The 17,877-nt window shown below is 55.8% G+C and carries 18 protein-coding genes; 6 read left to right on the top strand and 12 right to left on the bottom strand.

What is annotated here, in order from left to right; genetic code table 11:
* Window positions 1-16 precede the first annotated feature (16 nt).
* Together AC5Q5A_RS16385 and AC5Q5A_RS16390 are read right to left on the bottom strand one after the other, a co-directional pair.
* Complete coding sequence (locus AC5Q5A_RS16385; protein ID WP_493895939.1) at window positions 17-2,206, bottom strand: diguanylate cyclase domain-containing protein; 2,190 nt, start codon at window positions 2,204-2,206, stop codon at window positions 17-19.
* A 289-nt stretch (window positions 2,207-2,495) separates the two neighbouring features.
* Window positions 2,496-3,209 (bottom strand): ATP12 family chaperone protein, encoded by a 714-nt coding sequence (locus AC5Q5A_RS16390; RefSeq protein WP_493895940.1) that lies wholly within the window; start codon window positions 3,207-3,209, stop codon window positions 2,496-2,498.
* 283 nt (window positions 3,210-3,492) lie between these two features.
* On the opposite strand from AC5Q5A_RS16390, the gene AC5Q5A_RS16395 reads away from it, so the two are divergent.
* The 3 genes from AC5Q5A_RS16395 (at window position 3,493) to AC5Q5A_RS16405 (ending at window position 6,188) form a co-directional block, all read left to right on the top strand.
* The gene (locus AC5Q5A_RS16395; RefSeq protein ID WP_063087050.1) at window positions 3,493-4,515 is read left to right on the top strand and encodes an ABC transporter substrate-binding protein; all 1,023 of its coding nucleotides are present in this window, start codon (window positions 3,493-3,495) and stop codon (window positions 4,513-4,515) included.
* Window positions 4,516-4,613: 98 nt separating this feature from the next.
* The gene (locus AC5Q5A_RS16400; protein ID WP_063087049.1) at window positions 4,614-5,399 is read left to right on the top strand and encodes an ABC transporter ATP-binding protein; all 786 of its coding nucleotides are present in this window, start codon (window positions 4,614-4,616) and stop codon (window positions 5,397-5,399) included.
* Window positions 5,400-5,417: 18 nt separating this feature from the next.
* Window positions 5,418-6,188: an ABC transporter permease gene (locus tag AC5Q5A_RS16405; protein ID WP_008892212.1), complete on the top strand. Its 771-nt coding sequence runs from the start codon at window positions 5,418-5,420 to the stop codon at window positions 6,186-6,188.
* An 82-nt stretch (window positions 6,189-6,270) separates the two neighbouring features.
* On the opposite strand, the gene AC5Q5A_RS16410 is transcribed toward AC5Q5A_RS16405, so the two are convergent.
* Window positions 6,271-7,095, bottom strand: a complete 825-nt coding sequence (locus AC5Q5A_RS16410) for a dienelactone hydrolase family protein (protein WP_493895941.1) — start codon at window positions 7,093-7,095, stop codon at window positions 6,271-6,273.
* A gap of 281 nt (window positions 7,096-7,376) precedes the next feature.
* Here AC5Q5A_RS16410 and AC5Q5A_RS16415 point away from each other — a divergent pair, with 281 nt between their 5' ends.
* On the top strand, window positions 7,377-7,991 hold the full coding sequence (locus tag AC5Q5A_RS16415; RefSeq protein WP_493895942.1) for an HAD family hydrolase: 615 nt from the start codon (window positions 7,377-7,379) through the stop codon (window positions 7,989-7,991).
* On the opposite strand, the gene AC5Q5A_RS16420 is transcribed toward AC5Q5A_RS16415, so the two are convergent.
* Together AC5Q5A_RS16420 and AC5Q5A_RS16425 are read right to left on the bottom strand one after the other, a co-directional pair.
* A complete protein-coding gene (locus AC5Q5A_RS16420) occupies window positions 7,992-8,465 on the bottom strand; it encodes an SRPBCC domain-containing protein (RefSeq protein ID WP_493895943.1) in 474 nt (157 codons plus the stop codon).
* Window positions 8,452-9,150, bottom strand: a complete 699-nt coding sequence (locus AC5Q5A_RS16425; RefSeq protein WP_008892208.1) for an HAD-IA family hydrolase — start codon at window positions 9,148-9,150, stop codon at window positions 8,452-8,454. The genes AC5Q5A_RS16420 and AC5Q5A_RS16425 overlap by 14 nt, the downstream gene beginning before the upstream one ends.
* Window positions 9,151-9,395: 245 nt before the next feature.
* Here AC5Q5A_RS16425 and AC5Q5A_RS16430 point away from each other — a divergent pair, with 245 nt between their 5' ends.
* Entirely contained in the window at window positions 9,396-9,662 is a 267-nt protein-coding gene (locus AC5Q5A_RS16430; protein WP_493895944.1) for a hypothetical protein, read from the top strand.
* A gap of 94 nt (window positions 9,663-9,756) precedes the next feature.
* Here the strand turns inward: AC5Q5A_RS16430 and AC5Q5A_RS16435 are convergent, their stop codons facing one another.
* From AC5Q5A_RS16435 to AC5Q5A_RS16455, 5 genes are all read right to left on the bottom strand, one after another.
* Window positions 9,757-10,860 (bottom strand): RluA family pseudouridine synthase, encoded by a 1,104-nt coding sequence (locus AC5Q5A_RS16435; RefSeq protein ID WP_493895945.1) that lies wholly within the window; start codon window positions 10,858-10,860, stop codon window positions 9,757-9,759.
* On the bottom strand, window positions 10,857-11,249 hold the full coding sequence (gene crcB, locus AC5Q5A_RS16440) for a fluoride efflux transporter CrcB (protein WP_063087043.1): 393 nt from the start codon (window positions 11,247-11,249) through the stop codon (window positions 10,857-10,859). Before crcB ends, AC5Q5A_RS16435 begins: the two co-directional genes overlap by 4 nt.
* A 130-nt stretch (window positions 11,250-11,379) precedes the next feature.
* Window positions 11,380-11,910, bottom strand: coding sequence for a DUF1499 domain-containing protein (locus AC5Q5A_RS16445; protein ID WP_493895946.1), 531 nt, complete (start codon window positions 11,908-11,910; stop codon window positions 11,380-11,382).
* A gap of 180 nt (window positions 11,911-12,090) precedes the next feature.
* Window positions 12,091-12,696, bottom strand: coding sequence for an FMN-dependent NADH-azoreductase (locus AC5Q5A_RS16450; RefSeq protein ID WP_063087040.1), 606 nt, complete (start codon window positions 12,694-12,696; stop codon window positions 12,091-12,093).
* Between the two features lie 118 nt (window positions 12,697-12,814).
* Window positions 12,815-14,128, bottom strand: a complete 1,314-nt coding sequence (locus AC5Q5A_RS16455) for a replication-associated recombination protein A (protein ID WP_493895947.1) — start codon at window positions 14,126-14,128, stop codon at window positions 12,815-12,817.
* Between the two features lie 206 nt (window positions 14,129-14,334).
* Here AC5Q5A_RS16455 and AC5Q5A_RS16460 point away from each other — a divergent pair, with 206 nt between their 5' ends.
* A complete protein-coding gene (locus tag AC5Q5A_RS16460) occupies window positions 14,335-15,552 on the top strand; it encodes an MFS transporter (protein WP_493895948.1) in 1,218 nt (405 codons plus the stop codon).
* Window positions 15,553-15,617: 65 nt separating this feature from the next.
* On the opposite strand, the gene AC5Q5A_RS16465 is transcribed toward AC5Q5A_RS16460, so the two are convergent.
* Window positions 15,618-17,075, bottom strand: a complete 1,458-nt coding sequence (locus AC5Q5A_RS16465) for a DegQ family serine endoprotease (RefSeq protein ID WP_493895949.1) — start codon at window positions 17,073-17,075, stop codon at window positions 15,618-15,620.
* Between the two features lie 188 nt (window positions 17,076-17,263).
* On the bottom strand, window positions 17,264-17,695 hold the full coding sequence (rplQ, locus tag AC5Q5A_RS16470; RefSeq protein WP_008892198.1) for a 50S ribosomal protein L17: 432 nt from the start codon (window positions 17,693-17,695) through the stop codon (window positions 17,264-17,266).
* Between the last annotated feature and the right edge of the window lie 182 nt (window positions 17,696-17,877).

Consider the following 17,877-nt stretch of genomic DNA (forward strand, 5'->3'; position numbering starts at 1 on the left):
CGACCGCCAACCTTACCTAGCCATCATGGCTTTGCGGGTTCAGGGCGTATCGGCCACACAGTTCCCGATCAAGGGCACCGCATTCGTTGCAGCCGCCTTCGACATAGAAGCAAAAACGATTACGCCCGCAATTCTTGGCGCGATAAAGCGCCTTGTCGGCATCGCGATAGATTGAGTCTGGCGTTCCGTTCTGATCGGCACAGGTCGAGATGCCGATGCTGATGCCAACATGGACTTCGTTGCCATCAATGATCAGGGGACGTGACACTTCCTCGATAATCCGTTGGGCCGGAATGGCGGCATCGCGGACATCATCCATCAATGGCAGAACCACGGCGAACTCATCGCCACCAAGACGGGCGACGACATCGGCTTCGCGGCAATTGCGCTTGATGATTTCGGCCACTTCGACCAGAAGCTTGTCCCCGACCGGATGGCCAAACGTGTCATTCACTTGCTTGAAACGATCAAGATCAAGCAGCAGCAAAACGATGCTTTTTTCAAAGCGCCGGTTGATCTGAATGATCTGCGACAGCATTGAATTGAACTGATAACGATTGGAAAGACCGGTCAATTGATCGGTCTGGGCAAGCCTGCGAATTTCGGCTTCAACCGCCTTGGTCGGTGTGATATCGGCATGGGTGCCCGACATGCGCAGCGGATTGCCATCCGCATCCCATTCCACGACCTTGCCGCGATCAAGAACCCATACCCAACTGCCGTCCTTGTGGCGCATCCGGCATTCGCACTGATAGTGATCGGTCTCCCCCCGGAAGGTGCTTTGCAAGGCGGCCTCGGACTTTGCGAGGTCTTCTGGATGGCAATATGCCAACCATGTGTCGATGCTTACGGGACCAAGTTCGTCGAGCGTGTAACCGATGATTTCGGCCCAGCGTTCGTTAAACCGGGTTTCGCCGGTCTGAACGTTCCATTCCCATGTACCCGCACTGGTGCCCCAGATGATTTCATCAAGACGCTGGCGTTCCTCGGCCAGTTTGCGGTTGGCATCCTTGAGCATGCGTTCGTAATGTTCGCGCTCGGTAATATCGACATTGGTGGTGTGAATGTATTTGCGTTCATGCAGCTCTATCAGGCCGGCATGTACCTGCATCTTGCGGATTTCGCCATTCCCCAGGCGATGCTGAACGACAAACGACAACGCCCCATGTTCGAGAACCGCACTGACATGCCTGTGCATGGACGGCGCGCCATCAACATCAAGGTCCGGGATCGTCCGACCAACAAGACCGCCATCCGCAAAACCATAAAGTTCTTCTGCTGCGCGACTGGCATCAACAATCCGGCCATCTGTCGGATCGACCAGAATGTTGACCGCAGTTGTGTTGCTAAACATCTGGCGATACAGCAGTTCACGTTCGCGGAAGGCGACCTCGGCCTGTTTGACATCGTTAATATCGGCGAATGAAACGATGACGCCGTCAAAGGTGCCAGTCTGTTCATTATGCAGGGGTTCTGCATTGACCCGGATCCAGGCAAATTCGCCATTGGGGCGATTGACCCCCAGCACGACACCATATTCGCGTTCACCGGTTGCAAGGACCCTTTTGCCGGGAAGCTCATCGCGGGTCAGTGGCACACCATCTTCGCGCACAAAGGTGCACGGCGTTTCGGGTACGGTCTTTCGGCAAAGTTCGTCGCCCGTGAGACCAAGAATCTCAAGCGCAGTATTATTGAACTCCACCACTTTACCGGCGGCGTCATAGACAACCACCCCCTCGGCAAGGGAGTTAAGAAGGCGCTTGTGCAGATTGCCGCCCTTTTGCAGCGTGTGACTGGTGCCATCCGATGACGACAAGGTTTGCGCCGCGTCAAGGCGGGTCAAGCATCCCGACGTCACAACATCGCCATTGGCCAACTCGTGGACCGTTGCGCAATCTTCGACCGTGATCCAATTGCCATCTTTATTGCGCAGGCGGAAGGTTAGCCGCCGGTTGGCATCATTTTTCGTCTGTTGATTGCGGTGCTGCGCGAATATCGCGGCATCATCGGGATGAAGCAAGGACGCCCAACCCTGTGTGCGATCAAAGTCGCTGTCGGCGGGGTCGTAGCCAAGCAGTTCAAAAACGCCTGCGCCGAAATAGTTCCGTGACGGGGTGTTGCGGAAAAACTCATAGAGAACCGGCGCCGCACCGGCAGCGCAAGCGTCAGTTCCTGTCTGTTTGGTCAAGTTTACCGACAAATTCATCCCGTCGCCGTACTGGCGTCTCCTGCAGGAAACCAAAATAACCGATACCAATGTATAGGTATCGTTTTATACCTATTGAAAATTGATGCAAAGCAGATTCTGCAGCGAAGACGCGAAATCGTTTCCCCGATCGAGCTAACTTATTGAACTGAAGCCCCGGATCGACAATCCCTTCAAAAGCAGAACACCGATAAACAAGGCGCTGGCATGCACAGGAAACAGGCATAAAAAAAGGAGCAGCTACCTGCTCCTTTGTATGGGTCATGGTGTTTGCGTGGCCCGTTGCGGGTTAGCCCAGCAGCTCCAGATAACGTCCGGCGGCCAAGAACTCTGCCCGGTGACGGTCGAGACGGGCGATGGCCTCGGCATCGTCGCCCCACTTTTCCATGGCATAGCCCTCGTCAAGGATCGAGGCCTCAAACGCGGTTGTGGTGTCAAGCTTGCGGTTCATCACGGCAAGACCGATGATCACGGAACCTGAAATCGTCGTCAGACTGTGCAGGGCTGTCAGGTAATAGTCGTCAAAACCTTCGACATGATCCTGCAAACGCAGCAATGCATGATCATCCTGGGTGATCGGCATCACACCTTCGGTGACCGTCAGCACCACCCCCAGATCGTTCTTTGACCAATCGAGAAGCGGTTGCCATGTCTTGGCCTGACGTTCGATCAGGTCTTCTGGGAACGATGCGCGATAGCACAGCAAATCCGATCGGCCATAGCCGGTCAGCTCGGCAATCACCGCATCGCGGTTGGGACGCACCCGGTCAATCGCGGTCGCGGCAAGCTGCATGATCGGCATGGTGGAAGGCTGGACTTTTTCGCCCTGCGCATCCCATTCCGCCGCGATTTCACGCGCAAGGACTTCGGATGGCAGCAAAAAGTCCGCCTTGGCCGGGGTTTTCACCGCACGACCATCAAGAAGCACGCGCCAGCCGGCTCCGGTTTCATCGGCGCCCGCATCGGCCTTTTTATAGAAACGTTTGATCGATTGTGTAAGCATGACCGCCATATGCCCAAAAGCAGCAGATTGCGCAAGTGATTTGCCACATAATTTGCCAGATAAAGAACGCCAATTGAGCGATTATCAAGAATTTCTGTATAATTTTTGATCAAATTGCCCCATTGACCAAATAATAAACACCCTTACTCTGCTGGGCGAAGGTTACAAAACCGCGACAAAGCGGGCGCATAGGCGACATGGCATGACCATTGCTAAGTGCGCATTGGATTTATCAGGTGGCTGGATTGTTTCATCGATCCGCATTCAGGAGGCTTCTTTAGACATGACCACGTTTACGAACCGACTTTTGGGGGCTGCTATCGGGGCGGCTGTTGCCCTTGGCGCGCATGCGGCCCTGGCAGATATGGCGATCAAATTCTCGCTCGACTGGAAATACGAAGGTCCGGCGGCACCGTATCTTCTGGCCAAGAAGAACGGCTATTTCGAAGAAGAAGGCCTTGATGTCACGATTGACTCGGGCAACGGTTCGGTCGGTGCGATCACCCGTGTTGCCAGCGGCGCCTATGACCTTTCGCTTGCTGACATCAACTCGCTGGTGGAATTCAACGCATCCAACCCGGATCGCGCCATGAAGTCGATCTTCATGGTCTATGATCGCCCGCCATTTGCGCTGTTCATGCTGAAAAGTTCCGGCATTACCAAGCCGGAAGATCTGGTTGGCAAAACCCTTGGCGCCCCGGTCTTTGATGCATCACGCAAACTGTATCCGGCATTTGCATCGGCCACCGGTCTCGACCTTGATGCTGTGACCTGGGAAAGCATGGATCCGCCGCTGCGTGAGCCGATGCTGGTGCGTGGCGATGTGGATGCGATTTCCGGTCACTATTTCACCTCGATCCTGAACCTGCAGGCACAGGGTGTTGCCAAGGATGACCTGACCGTCTTTATGTATAAAGACTTTGGTATGGACTTCTATGGCAACGGCATTCTGGCATCGCCAGACATGATGGAAAACCACCCGGAAGAAGTTAAAGGCTTCCTGCGTGGTGTGGTCAAAGGTTGGGCGGCGGCGATTGCCGATCCGCAGTCTGCAATTGACGCCCTTAAGGAAGTTGATCCGCTGATCAACCCGGATCTTGAGCTGCAGCGCTTGCAGATGGCGATTGATGAAAACGTCGTTACCCCGGCAACCCTTGAAGAAGGCATGGGCCTTGTCAAAGCCGACCGCATGGCCAAGGCCATCGATCAGGTTGCCCTGGCTTTCGGGTTTGAGAACAAGCCGTCTGTTGATGACATCTATACCGATGAATTCATGCCGTCTGCTGAAGACCGCATGCTGAAGTAATCACCTTATGAAGCGGGGCAGTCAGATTTTCTGACTGCCCCGTTTTCCATGACAGAGAAACAAGAATACGAACAGGCCAAGCAGGGGGAATAACTGCAGTGTCCAAAAGCTTCGTCGAACTCAACGACGTCAAACTTCGCTATAGCGAAGGCGATGAACTGGCGCTTGAAACCACCAATATGAAGATCGACAAGGGCGAGTTTATTGCCGTTGTCGGCCCATCGGGCTGTGGCAAGTCATCCTTGCTGAAACTGGTTTCCGGCCTGATGCCGCCATCTGAGGGCAATGTCATTGTCGATGGCAAGGAAGTTTCAGGACCGCTCAAGATTGTTGGCATGGCGTTTCAGAACCCGACCCTTTTGCCATGGCGAACGACCCTTGATAACGTTCTGTTGCCGATGGAAATCGTCAAGCCGCACCGCAACCGCCTGCGCAAACATCGCGCGGAATATGAAGAACGCGCGCGCAAGCTTTTGGCGACCGTCGGGCTTGAAGGCCACGAAGACAAATACCCGTGGGAATTGTCGGGGGGCATGCAGCAGCGTGCGTCGCTTTGCCGGTCATTGATCCACGAGCCGGATCTTTTGATGCTTGACGAGCCGTTTGGTGCGCTGGATGCCTTCACCCGTGAAGAGCTTTGGGACATCTTGCAGAACCTTTGGATGATCAAGCCGTTTACGGTTATTCTGGTCACCCATGATTTGCGTGAGGCGGCCTATCTTGCCGATACCATTTATGTCATGTCCAAACGCCCGGGCAAGATCCTGGTGGAGCGTGAAAACACCCTGCCCCGCCCGCGCGATCAGGAAACCACCTTTACCCAGCCTTTCACCGATCTTGTCCACGAATTGCGCAGTCACATTCGTGACGTGCGAGAAGCATAAGGAAGGGCGGGAAAAGTCATGAAAAAGAAATTGAACCTTCGCAAAGCAACGCCGTGGCTGAGTGCCATCGGGCTTTTCGTGCTGTGGGAATTGATTGTGCGGATTTTCAACATTCCGCCCTATGTCCTGCCGACCCCGTCTGAAAGCATCATTGTCGGCTGGCAGTTCCATGAAGCGATCTGGATGCATGCCTATCACACGCTTTATACCACACTGGCGGGCTTTGCCATTGCAGTGGTGTTCGGGGTTGTGCTGGGCGCGCTGGTCGGATCAAGCCGGGCGATTTATGACGCGGCCAACCCGCTTTTGGTTGGGTTTAACTCTGTCCCGAAAGTGGCCCTTGTCCCGGTTCTGGTGATGTGGTTTGGCATCGGCACGGTGCCGGCGATCATCACAGCATTTTTGATTTCGTTCTTCCCGATTGTGGTCAACGTTGCCACCGGCCTTGCGACCCTGGAACCGGAGTTGCGCGATGTGTTGCGGTCACTTGGCGCGACACGGCGTGACATCCTGATCAAGGTCGGATTCCCGCGGGCGATGCCGTATTTCTTTGCGTCCCTTAAGGTTGCGATCACGCTGGCCTTTGTCGGCTCGGTGATTTCGGAAACTGTCGCGTCGAACGTGGGTGTTGGCTATTTGATGTTGTCGGCTTCGTCAAAATTCAACATGCCGCTGGTGTTTGCCGGATTGCTGGTGATCGCGGTGATGGGCATTGCGATGTACGAGATCTTTAACGTCATCGAACGCCGGTCGACCAAATGGGCAAACCGCGGAAATCCAACGAATTAAGCCCGCAGAACCCAATCATCAGACAAATAAAAAGGCCGGGGAAAACCCGGCCTTTTTCATCGTACCATTGGCGATGAGATGATTAGCTGAGATGTTCGTCAAAGAAGGCCATGGTGCGTTCCCAGGCCAGCATGGCATCTTCGCCGTCATAGCGCCCGCCGGTCGGGTTGGCAAAGGCGTGATCGGCGTCATACCAGAAGAATTGGTAATCGGTCTTGCCAGCAATACGCAGCGATTCTTCGAAGCCTTCGACCATTTCCTTGTTGATGTTTTTATCAAGGGTGCCGAAATGGCCCATGATCGGCGCATTGAGCGTTGCGACCTGTTCCGGGGTCTTTTTGACGTTACCGTAATAAATCACGGCTGCGTCAATATTGGTGGCAAGTGCGGTGTTCAGCGACCAGCCACCGCCAAAGCACCAACCGACCGAACCAACCTTGCCGGTTGAGTCCTTGTGACCGCGCAGGAATTCGACCGAGGCCTGCAATTTGCGGGTCGCAACCGCCGGATCCATCGACGACATCAGGGAACGCGCCCCATCCGGCGTGGTGGCAGGCGGTTTGCCATAAAGATCAACCGCAAGGGCGATATAGCCCTGCTTGGCATATTCGGCCGCCACTGCACGGATATGATCATTAAGTCCCCACCATTCATGGATCAGAATGACCGTGGGTGCAGGCAGGGTTGCCGGCATGGCGACTTCGGCGACCATTTGATCGCCTTCTGGCGTGGTGATGGTCACTTTATCAAGTCCGTGCCCGGCCGCATGGGCCAGCATCGGGTCGGCAAGAATAACTGCCAAAGGCAGGGCAACTGCGCCCTTCAGAAACAGTCGGCGTTCTTCATCGGTTGCCTTGGGCGGCGGACCGAGATGTTCGTGGGAGCCACATCCGTCTAGCGTACACATGTTCTAGCCTCCTCTGATTCCTGTTTTCGGGTTTTCCCGTATCACCATCATTTGCGACGGCACGCCCGGTTGGCAAATGACATTCCTGTCATCTGGCCTGTCATCTAGCCTGTCAGCTACATTCAGACGCGACCGCATTTCATTCAGGTTTGTTTACGGTGCCAATCGCAACAAGGATCATGATAACACAGCGTTCGGCCCCTTAACTGCTGCTTGCACCAATGGACGCCACCTGATTAAAAGGGGCACCCAACAGCCACAACCCGCCAGATGGAGAAGACATGCGCGATATTGAAACGGTTTTGTTCGACCTTGGCGGCGTTCTTGTCGACTGGGATCCGCGTTATCTTTATCGCAAGATTTTCAAGGACGATGCGGAGATGGAGCGTTTTCTGGCCGAGGTTTGCCATCCGCACTGGAACCATCTGCATGATCAGGGGATGCTGAGCTTTGCCAATTCCATCCCTGATCTTCAGCACCGCTATCCGCAGCATCATGACGAGATCGCCGCATGGCAGGAACGCTGGCCGGAGATGCTAAAAGGCGCGATTGATCGCACCTTCGGGATTCTTGAAGACCTTAAAAAACGCAAAAAGGTCCGCCTGTTTGCCCTGACCAACTGGTCGGCAGAAACATGGCCGCATGCGTTGGAACGGTTTGAGTTCCTTGATCACTTCGAAGACATTCTGGTGTCTGGCCAGGAAAAACTCGCCAAGCCCGATCCGCGGATTTTTGATCTGGCGATTGCGCGCTTCAAGCTTAACCCGCGCGAAACCCTGTTTATCGATGACAGCGAACGCAATATTCAGCAGGCGCGCGAACTGGGCTTTATCACCCACTGGTTCCGCGACCCGGTCAAATTGCAGCGTGAATTGATCGAGTATCAGCTGTACTGATCAGCGCTTTTGGCGCAGGTAATTGCCAAAGCATTCGCCAAAGGCAAATTCCCAGCCCTTGAGGTAGCCTTCGCGAAGGGCTGGCGCGATTTGGCCGACATTTTCCCATGCCTTGTGCTCCAACCGGATGACACAGCGACCAAACTCGTTGAGGTCAAAGGACACCTCAACGAGGGTAAAGTCGCCGGCATTCCAGCCCGGATGCCAGGTAAAGGACACATGTTCGCCCGGTTGCCAGCTTCTTACCCGCCCCCACGGGATATCATCCTGCCCCTTGGCGCGTTCGATGATTTCACCGCCGACCCCGTCATTGAATTCGACCGTGATGCAGTCCTTTTTCGAGATCGAATGGGTATCAGTCGGCCACCAGTCGCCAAAGCCCGCAGTAAAGGCCTTGAAGGCATCTTCGGGATCGACGGCCAGGGTCAGCTCAAAGCGGATCGGGGCAAGGTCGGGATTCTTAAGCGGCGTCACGGTCAATTTCCCAAATCGTATCAAGGGCAGCGGTCAGTTCGTCAAAGTGACTGATCACTGCGTGCGCACCTGATTTATGCAGTGTATCGACATCATGATAGCCCCAATCAACGCCAATGGCGATCATGCCAGCCGCCCGGCCCATTTCGATATCATAGCTGGTATCGCCAACAATCACCGCATTGGGCGCATCCACTCCGGTTTCTTCAAGGGCTGCCATCAGCATGGCAGGATTGGGCTTTGACGGGTGATTGTCACAGGTCTGAAGGGTGACAAAGCGGCCTTCAAGTTCGTTGCGCGCCAGCACCGCATCAAGGCCACGACGGGCCTTACCGGTTGCCACACCGCTTAGCCATTTGCGGCCATCGATTTCCATCAGAACTTCGTGCACACCGGGGAACAGCGGCTCGTGGAAATCGGGGGTCTGGCGCAGGGTGAAGAAGGCGGTTTTATAGGCGGCTGTCACGGCTGCGATGATGTCCTCATCCACCCGCGCCGGGCTTGCCAGCTTTGTGATGGCTTCGGGCAGGCTCAGACCAATGATGGTGCGCGTGTTTTCAAGTCCCGGGCAATCCAGACCGTGCTGCGCAAAGGCATGATCCATGCAATGCGCAATGGCGTGCTGGCTGTCGACAAGGGTGCCGTCGCAATCAAAAATCACAAGTCTAAGCGGGTCAGTGGTCATAAAGGGTCTTTCATCAAAAGTTTGGCATCCCGAATTTTGGAACGCGGAGACTAATCGAAAGCGTTTCAAAGATCGAGTCTCCCGCGGTTGTATTGCCGTGCATTTTTTGTGCTGTGCGGGAAGCAACAGAAACCACAAGTGAATTTTGTATTACTGTCTAAGCGGTGCAATGCGCGCTACAATTGAATTCTGGCCCACAGGGCCCTGCCCGACAGAGGCAGGCTCTCTGCGACAGGAGGCAGATCATGCTTACACTTCGCGACTGCATCGATTTCAGCGACCTCACCGAGGAGGAAGTGCTGGCTATTGCCGAGTGCGAGCATATTCCATTGGTCACCGCCCTTGAGGAGGGTGAGTGCATGGTGCATACCAAAAACGGCCGCAAACAGCTTGCCGTGATGATCAAGGGCCAGGCCGAAATGTGTGAACGCATGGGTAATACGGTTCATGCCCAACATCTGAACCGGGTCTATGACGCCTTCATGAAACGTTTCGACAGCAAAAATACCTAGTACAGACTGTGTCCCAACGCCGTTTGATCAGGAGGACGAAAAAGCCGACGCAATGCGTCGGCTTTTCGGTGTCTGGTGCTGTTTGGGAAGCACCCTATTTCTTGCGTGCACGCGACGGCTTTGCCTTTGGCTTGGGCTTTTCTTCCTTTTCGCGGTGAATTTCCGGGGTCAGGAATTTGGTCGGCGTTTTCGGATCGAAGTTCAGCTTTTTGAGCGTTTCGGCGAAATGTTCCGGCACGGGTGCCTCGATCACGACGCGATGGCCGGTGACCGGGTGCGGGAAATCAATCGCGCGCGCATGCAGATGCATCTGATTGGACATGCCATCAATAAACGCCTTGGGTCCACCATATTTGCCGTCGCCGAGGATCGGGCATTCGATGGCCTCGCAATGGACGCGCAACTGGTGCGTACGACCGGTCAGCGGTGACAGGGCAAGCCATGCGGCCTTGCGCCCGGCGCGGTGAAGCTGACGGAAAACAGACTGTGCCGATTTACCGAGCTTTTCGTCGATGACCATTTTCTCCCCGCCTTTGCCAGCGATTTTGGCAAGCGGGGCATCAATCATGCCTTCGCGTTCCGCAGGCGCACCGGTGACAATCGCCCAGTAGAGCTTGCGGGTCGATTTATCCTTGAACGCCTTGGTCAGCGCATGGGCCGCGGATGCCGAGCGGGCCAGCAACAGCACACCGCTGGTGTCCTTATCCAGACGGTGGACCAGCTTCGGGCGTTCTTTGCTATCAAGCTTCAGCGCATCAAGCATGCCATCGACATGAACATTGGTGTTGGTCCCGCCCTGCACGGCAAGGCCGGCGGGCTTGTTGATCGCCAGAACCAACTCATCATAGAAAATAACGGAATCGCGCAGTGCCTGCAGCTCTGCCTCGGTCGCATCGGACTTGGCGGGGCCGGCCTGTTTGCGTTGCTGGACTTCAGACGGGTTATAGCCCGAACCATCTTCGGCCCATGGGCCTGTACCGCCACCAGACATAACCGGCACGGGTGGTACACGGATTTCCTGGCCCGGCTCAACACGCTGATTGGCCTTGGCACGTTTGCCATCGACACGGATCTGACCGCCACGCAGGAATTTCTGGACCTGACCAAATGTGAATTCGGGACAGTTGCGCTTAAACCAGCGATCGAGCCGAATGTCGGCCTCGTCTGCCTTGACCTTGCGCAGAGTGACACCACTCATTGCAGAATACCCCTTACCAGCGCGATTGCGCCAAACAATGCCGAAATACCGACCACCACGGAAACACCAACATAAAGGGCGGCAAGCCCCATATTGCCCCGTTCATACAAGGTCGCGACATCCAGCGAGAACGTCGAAAAAGTTGTAAACGCCCCCAGAAAACCGGTCACAAGGAGTGCGCGCGTTTCCAGCCCCATGGATAGTTTCAGGGCGGAAACCTCGATCAGCACCCCCATCAGGAACGAACCGACGACATTGACCGTCAAGGTTCCCCAGGGAAATCCAGTGCCCATCACAGAACCCATCATGACGGAAACACTGTGACGCGCAACGGCACCAATGGCACCGCCCAAGGCAATGGATGCGATTAACAACGGTGAAAATTGCATGGCGCGGAACCTATTCCCTCAGTCCTGAAATGTCACGTGTGAATACGGCATGGGCCCATGCCAGCCAAGGGTATCAAACACCATGGCCGACGGATGATCAATCGCGTTGGCCTTGGCGGTTTATCCCGGTTTATTGATTTTGTCCCATGCGGGCTTCGACATCGGCAAGCCAGGCCCGTGTGCGTTTTTCATTTTGCCCGAAATCATCGCGACCATAGACCGATTGGGCGAACAAACAGAAAGCCACATCATTGCCGGTTTCCTGCAGGATCAACTCGATCTCGACCCAGTCGGGAAAACGAAATACTGCTGAGCGTGCCAGGAAATAAAGGCGACCGGCCTTGCCACCCGAAACATCGGTCATCAACGTCATGCCGTGATCCGGGGCGGTTTCGATCAAGACTTCGGTCAGCGTCGCGACCGATGCCGCAAAAGACGGACTTCGCATGGCGCGATCACTGTCAGGCAGCCGGTCGGCCGGACATGCAAGGAAGAAATTCGGCACATTCGGAAGGTTGGCATCACGCCCGAAGGTCATATTGGGGGGATCGCCAGCAGGCAACATATGATCCATCAGCCCGGTAAAACGGACCGTTACGAAAATGCCTGCCAGTACCAGCAGTCCCCAGATTGCAACCATCGCCAGCCGTTTCAATGACACCACCTGCCCTTTTGCGAACTCCGATACATTAACCACAAAAGGTTAAGAATCAAAATGCCCGAACGGGAGGGAACCGTCGGGCATTTCGGGAAACACGCCCGTCAATCAGCAAACCAAGGGGGGGGGATATGGAAATTCGCTGATCGGCGGGAATGTATCGGAGTTTTTGAACCGGGATGCTTAGGCAGCGGCCGGAAGCTTGGCCGCTTCGACATTGGCAATGGCCTTGGCCATGGCTTCTTCGGCGTTAACACCAAAGCCAGACGCTTCGACGACTTCGACATCGGTGATGCCGATAAAGGCCAGAACCTGTTTGAGGTACGGGGTCGCGAAATCAGCCGGGCTATTAACCGGAACGCCACCGGTTGCGGCAACGATGTAGGCTTTTTTGCCTTCGACCAGACCAACCGGGCCATTTTCGGTGTAATTGAAGGTCACACCAACGCGGGCAATCAGATCAACCCAAGCCTTAAGGGTCGAGGGGATGGAGAAGTTGTACATCGGCGCACCGATGACAAGAACATCAGCATCCATAATCTCGGCCACCATCTTGTCAGAAGCGGCGATCACTTTTTTCTGAGCTTCCGAACGGTTTTCAGCCGGGGTGTAATAGGCACCGACGGTTTCGCCGGTGATCGCTGAAACGACTGCCTCGTTGGTGTCGCGTTCGATAACGGTTGCCGAAGAATCAGCGGCCTTGATACGGTCGATCAGTTTGAGGGCGATCTGGCGGGAGTTCGAGTTCTCACCATTCACAGATGCGCTAACATGCAGAACTTTAGTCATTTTCAGTCTCCGAGTCCGGGTTTGTTTGTTGCCCTGAACTTACGCCTGCCAAACCGATCTGTTTAGCCAGAGACTCTTCACCAGATTGTTTCCATTTTGGAACCTAACACGCCCTACGCTAGTTATTGTCGCGCTTCTTTTGACGTTCTGCGCGCAGGCGGTCGAAATATTCGACGCGTTTTTTAAGATCGCGTTCAAAGCCGCGTTCAACCGGCTCGTAGAAATTCTGCCGCCGCATGCCGTCGGGGAAGTAGTTCTGGCCGGAAAAGCCATCTTCCTGATCATGGTCATAGGCATAGCCGGTGCCATAGCCGATATCCTTCATCAGTTTGGTCGGCGCATTGAGGATATGGGCGGGCGGCATCAGCGACCCGGTATCGCGCGCGATCTTGAGCGACTTTTTATAAGCCGCATAACCGGCGTTGGATTTCGGCGCGAGGGCGAGATAAATCACCGCCTGTGCCAGGGCCAATTCGCCTTCGGGACTGCCAAGGCGTTCGTATGATTCCCACGCGCCGATGCAGAATTGCTGGGCCTGCGGATCGGCAAGGCCAATATCCTCGACCGCCATGCGGGTCAGTCGGCGGGCGACGAATTTGGGATCTTCGCCGCCGGCCAGCATCCGGTTAAACCAATACAACGCTGCATCCGGGTCGGAACCCCGGATGGATTTATGCAGCGCACTGATCAGGTTGTAATGACTGTCATCGCCCTTGTCATAGATCGGCATGCGCTTTTGCACGGTGCGGGCAAGCTCCGCCACGCCAAGCGGGCCGTCATCTTCGCTGGGCGGCAGGGAAAAGAGCTCCTCTGCCAGGTTCAGGCAATAGCGCCCGTCGCCATCGGCCATGGCACGCAGGGTTTCGCGTGCCTCGGGTGTTACGGGCAGATCAAAGCCCATTTCCTTTTCGGCCCGCACCAGCAGTTCTTCAAGGCCCTGATCATCAAGACGCTTGAGCACCAGTACCTGACACCGCGAAAGAAGTGCTGCGTTGAGCTCAAAAGACGGGTTTTCTGTGGTCGCGCCGATCAGTGTGATGGTGCCGTCTTCAACATAGGGCAAAAAGCTGTCTTGCTGGGCCTTGTTGAAACGGTGGATTTCATCAATGAACAGCAATGTCGCCCCACCGGTGGAACGCCGCGCACGGGCACGTTCAAACACCTTGCGCAGATCCGCCACCCCGGAAAAGATCGCCGAGAGTGGTTCAAACGCCATATCGGCGACATCGGCCATCAGGCGGGCCAGTGTCGTTTTGCCACAACCCGGCGGCCCCCACAGCACGACCGAGGGCACCCGGCCGGTCTTGATCATGCGGGTGATCGGCCCGTCATCGCCAAACAGGTGCCCCTGGCCAACCACCTCATCGAGTTTGGCGGGGCGCAGTCTGTCGGCCAAAGGGCGCGTGACCTGACTTTCAAACAGGGAAACCATGCTGGAACAATACGATGTTGGTTTTTGGGGCGTCTTGACCGGAAAGTAACACGCAGATGACATTGATGACAGACGAAACATCGTCGATTGACGCTGGCATATGTGCGGCATAGCTTTCAGGCTTGTTTCCATCCAAGCAACAAAAAGAATACGTTCGTGACGCTTGTTTTTGCCTGCCTGCCCGACCCTGACTGTCGGTACCTGCCATGACGTCGACTTCGCACGGCACGCCCGCCAAATTGCCGATTGTGATCGGGTTGGGCACGGGACAGACCCTTGCATTTGGCACCACGCTGTATCTGCCGGCCATTCTGGCCGAGCCGATGGCAATTGAACTTGGCATTCCACCCGGTTGGGCGTTTGGCGCCTTTTCACTTGCGCTGGTGTTTGCAGCGTTACTCGGACCGAAGGCCGGGGCGCGGATTGATCAGTTTGGCGGGCGCACGGTACTGGCGGTGTCCAGCCTGATCTTTGCCGCGGGTCTTGCGATGCTGGGTACGGCCGATAGCCTGACCATGATGTGTATAGCGTGGTGCGTCATTGGTGTTGGCATGTCGATGGGGCTTTATGAGTCGGCCTTTGCCACGCTGAGCTGGATTTATGGCCATGATGCGCGGGGGCCAATTACCGGCATTACCCTGATTGCCGGTTTTGCCAGCACGATCTGCTGGCCGATTACCGCCGGGATCGAGGCCGAGTTTGACTGGCGCACGGCGTGCTATTTCTGGGCGGTGATGCATATCGTGCTGGGCTTGCCGCTTAATCTGTTTCTGATCCCGCGCACCAAGGGCGACGCGGCGACCACAGCAGAAGACAACAAGAGCAAGCCCGTCCCTGCCCCGGCCAAGCTATCGCGTTCGGATATCTTCAACATGCCGATGATCCTGCTGGCGATTGTGTTTGCCGCCAGCTGGTTTACCGCTACGGCCATGGCAGCCAATTTACCGCGCCTGTTACAAATTTCGGGGATGGATGCGACGGGTGCGCTGATTGCGGCGTCGCTGGTGGGGCCGGCACAGGTTGCGGGCCGCTTGGCCGAGTTCGGGTTGCTGAAAAAGATGCATCCGCTGATTTCGTCACGGCTTTCGGCCCTGACCCATCCGGTCGGGGCGGTGTTGCTTTTGGTCTTTGGCGGACCGGTCGGGATGCTGTTTACCTGCCTGCACGGGATCGGCAATGGCATTCTGACCATCGCCAAGGGCACGTTGCCATTGGCGACCTTTGGTCCGGTTGGTTATGGCGCCCGGCAAGGTTATATCATGGCCCCATCACGCTTTGCACAGGCGGCTGCCCCGTTTGTCTTCGGCCTTTTGATTGATGATTACGGGCAGTATGCGATTCTACTGACCATCGTGCTTGGCCTTGTGACCTTTGCCGCCCTGATGATGTTGCGTCATCGTCCCGTGCCCGGTAATGCCGACTGAACAAGATACAAAAAGGCGCGCACCACACAGATCCGCGCCTTTGTTTTGGGTATCAGACCTGAGGGTTACAGGGTGAAATCACCGGTCAGGACTTTGCCATCGCGTTTGACGGAAATCATCCAGTCGCGGCTGCGTTCACCGGCACGGACGACTTCCTTAAAGCGCGCGACGGTATCAATCGGCTGCCCATTGACCTCGACAATATAGTCACCAGCCTGAAGACGCGTGCGACGTGCGAGGCTATCGCGGGCAACAGCAAGGATCATTACACCTTCGCTCAGCGTATCGATGCCCAGTTCATCGGCCAGTGCCGGGTTCATATTGGCGATCTTGGTGCCGCTAAACGGGTTGCGGCCATCAATGATGCTTTCATCGCGGGCGGGAATTTCGGGTGCGACTTCCAGCGGCATGGCAAGGATGGTTTCGGCCCCGCGCCGCAGGACTGACAGCTTTGCCTCACCATTTAGCTCAAGCGTTGCGATACGGAATTTAAGCTCGTTCGGGTTATCAACCGCCAGGCCATTGACCGCGATGACAACATCACCCGATTGCAGGCCGCCGCGCTCAGCCGGGCTTCCGGCACGAACCTTGTTGATCAGAACACCATGCGGGCGATCCAGTTCAAGCGAGGCCGCCAGATCGGCCGTCACCGACTGCCCGGCTGCACCCAGCCAGGGGCGACGCAAATCTCCACTGATCAGACCGCGCATCACCACCTTGACCATATTGGCCGGAACCGCAAAGCCGATGCCGTTCGACCCACCGGACTTGGTAAAGATCGCCGAGTTGACGCCAATCAGGTTGCCATCAATATCGACCAATGCCCCGCCGGAGTTGCCCGGGTTAATCGCCGCATCCGTCTGGATGAAGGATTGATAATCCTGCCCGGTGACACCGGCGCGCGCCAGTGCCGAAACAATGCCACTGGTCACGGTTTGCCCGACACCAAACGGGTTGCCGATGGCAAGAACAAGGTCGCCAACCTCAACCGCATCCGAATCGCCAAACGGAATGGCCGGCAGTTCGTTATCAACCCCGCGTAGTTTGAGGACGGCAAGATCGGTGCGTTCGTCCGAGCCGACCAGATCGGCATCAAATTCGCGGTTGTCATGCAAGACGACGCGGATCTCGCTGGCGCCATCGATCACGTGATGGTTGGTGACCACCGTGCCATTGCCCGAAACAATCACACCGGAACCGAGCGAACGTTCAACACGCTGGCGCGGGGCGCCAAAGGCACCGCCGAAACGATCACCAAAGAACTGCTTGAAGAACGGGTCATTGAAGAACGGCGTGCGCTGGCGTTGTTCGACGACCTTCTTGGTGTAGATGTTGACAACCGCCGGGGCCGTTTGTTTGACCAATGGCGAAAGCGACATCTTGATGTCCGCCTGGCTTGACGGCAAACGCCGGTCCAGGGTGGCTTCATCGCTTTGGGCATGGGCCAGATTGCCTGTGCTGGAAATCGTCGTCAGTCCGATTATGGCAAAGGCGACAATCTTTGAAATCCATCTTGCCTGCACGTCACACTCTCTCTGTTGGTTTGCTTGTTCGCGGTCTTGTGACCGACAAAGACTTGTCATCAATTAGGGAAACTAGACCTTACGCGCAACCTTGTCGGAAATATGAACTTTATGTCATTTAGCCAAAAGAAAACGGGCGACACCAGATGGCATCGCCCGTTTCTGTTTCTTAAAGGCCGAAGCGTTGCTTATTCAGCAGCTGCTTCTTCGCCTTCGCCCTCTGCTTCGAGGCGAGCACGGTCTTCCGCGCCTTTTGCATCGGCGTTGCGATCGACAAGTTCAATCACAGCAACCGGAGCCGCATCGCCATAACGGAAGCCAGCCTTGAGAACACGGGTGTAACCACCAGCGCGCTCTTTGTAGCGGTCAGCGATTTCGCCGAACAGCTTGGCAACGACTTTGTCATCACGCAGGATCGAAATGGCCTGACGGCGTGCATGCAGGTCGCCCCGCTTGCCCAGCGTAATCAGTTTTTCGACATACGGGCGAAGATCCTTGGCCTTCGGAAGAGTGGTTTTGATCTGCTCGTGGGTGAGCAGTGAAACTGCCATGTTGGCAAACATCGCCTTACGATGGGACGAAGTACGATTAAGCTTACGGCCTTGCATACCGTGACGCATGGTAACTCTCCTTAATAGCCTGGCTTCGCTCACGAAACCGATTGTAAAACCGCGCCGCCACCCTGATCACTTTTACACAAAGGCCAGGTTATGCACGTGCGGTGTGGGCAACAAGCCCGCCGGATGCCCAAACAACTGGGGTCCCCGGTTTGGAACACGAATGTTCCGATCTCGGCCCGAAG

The sequence above is a fragment of the Thalassospira sp. CA1 genome, from assembly GCF_059052855.1.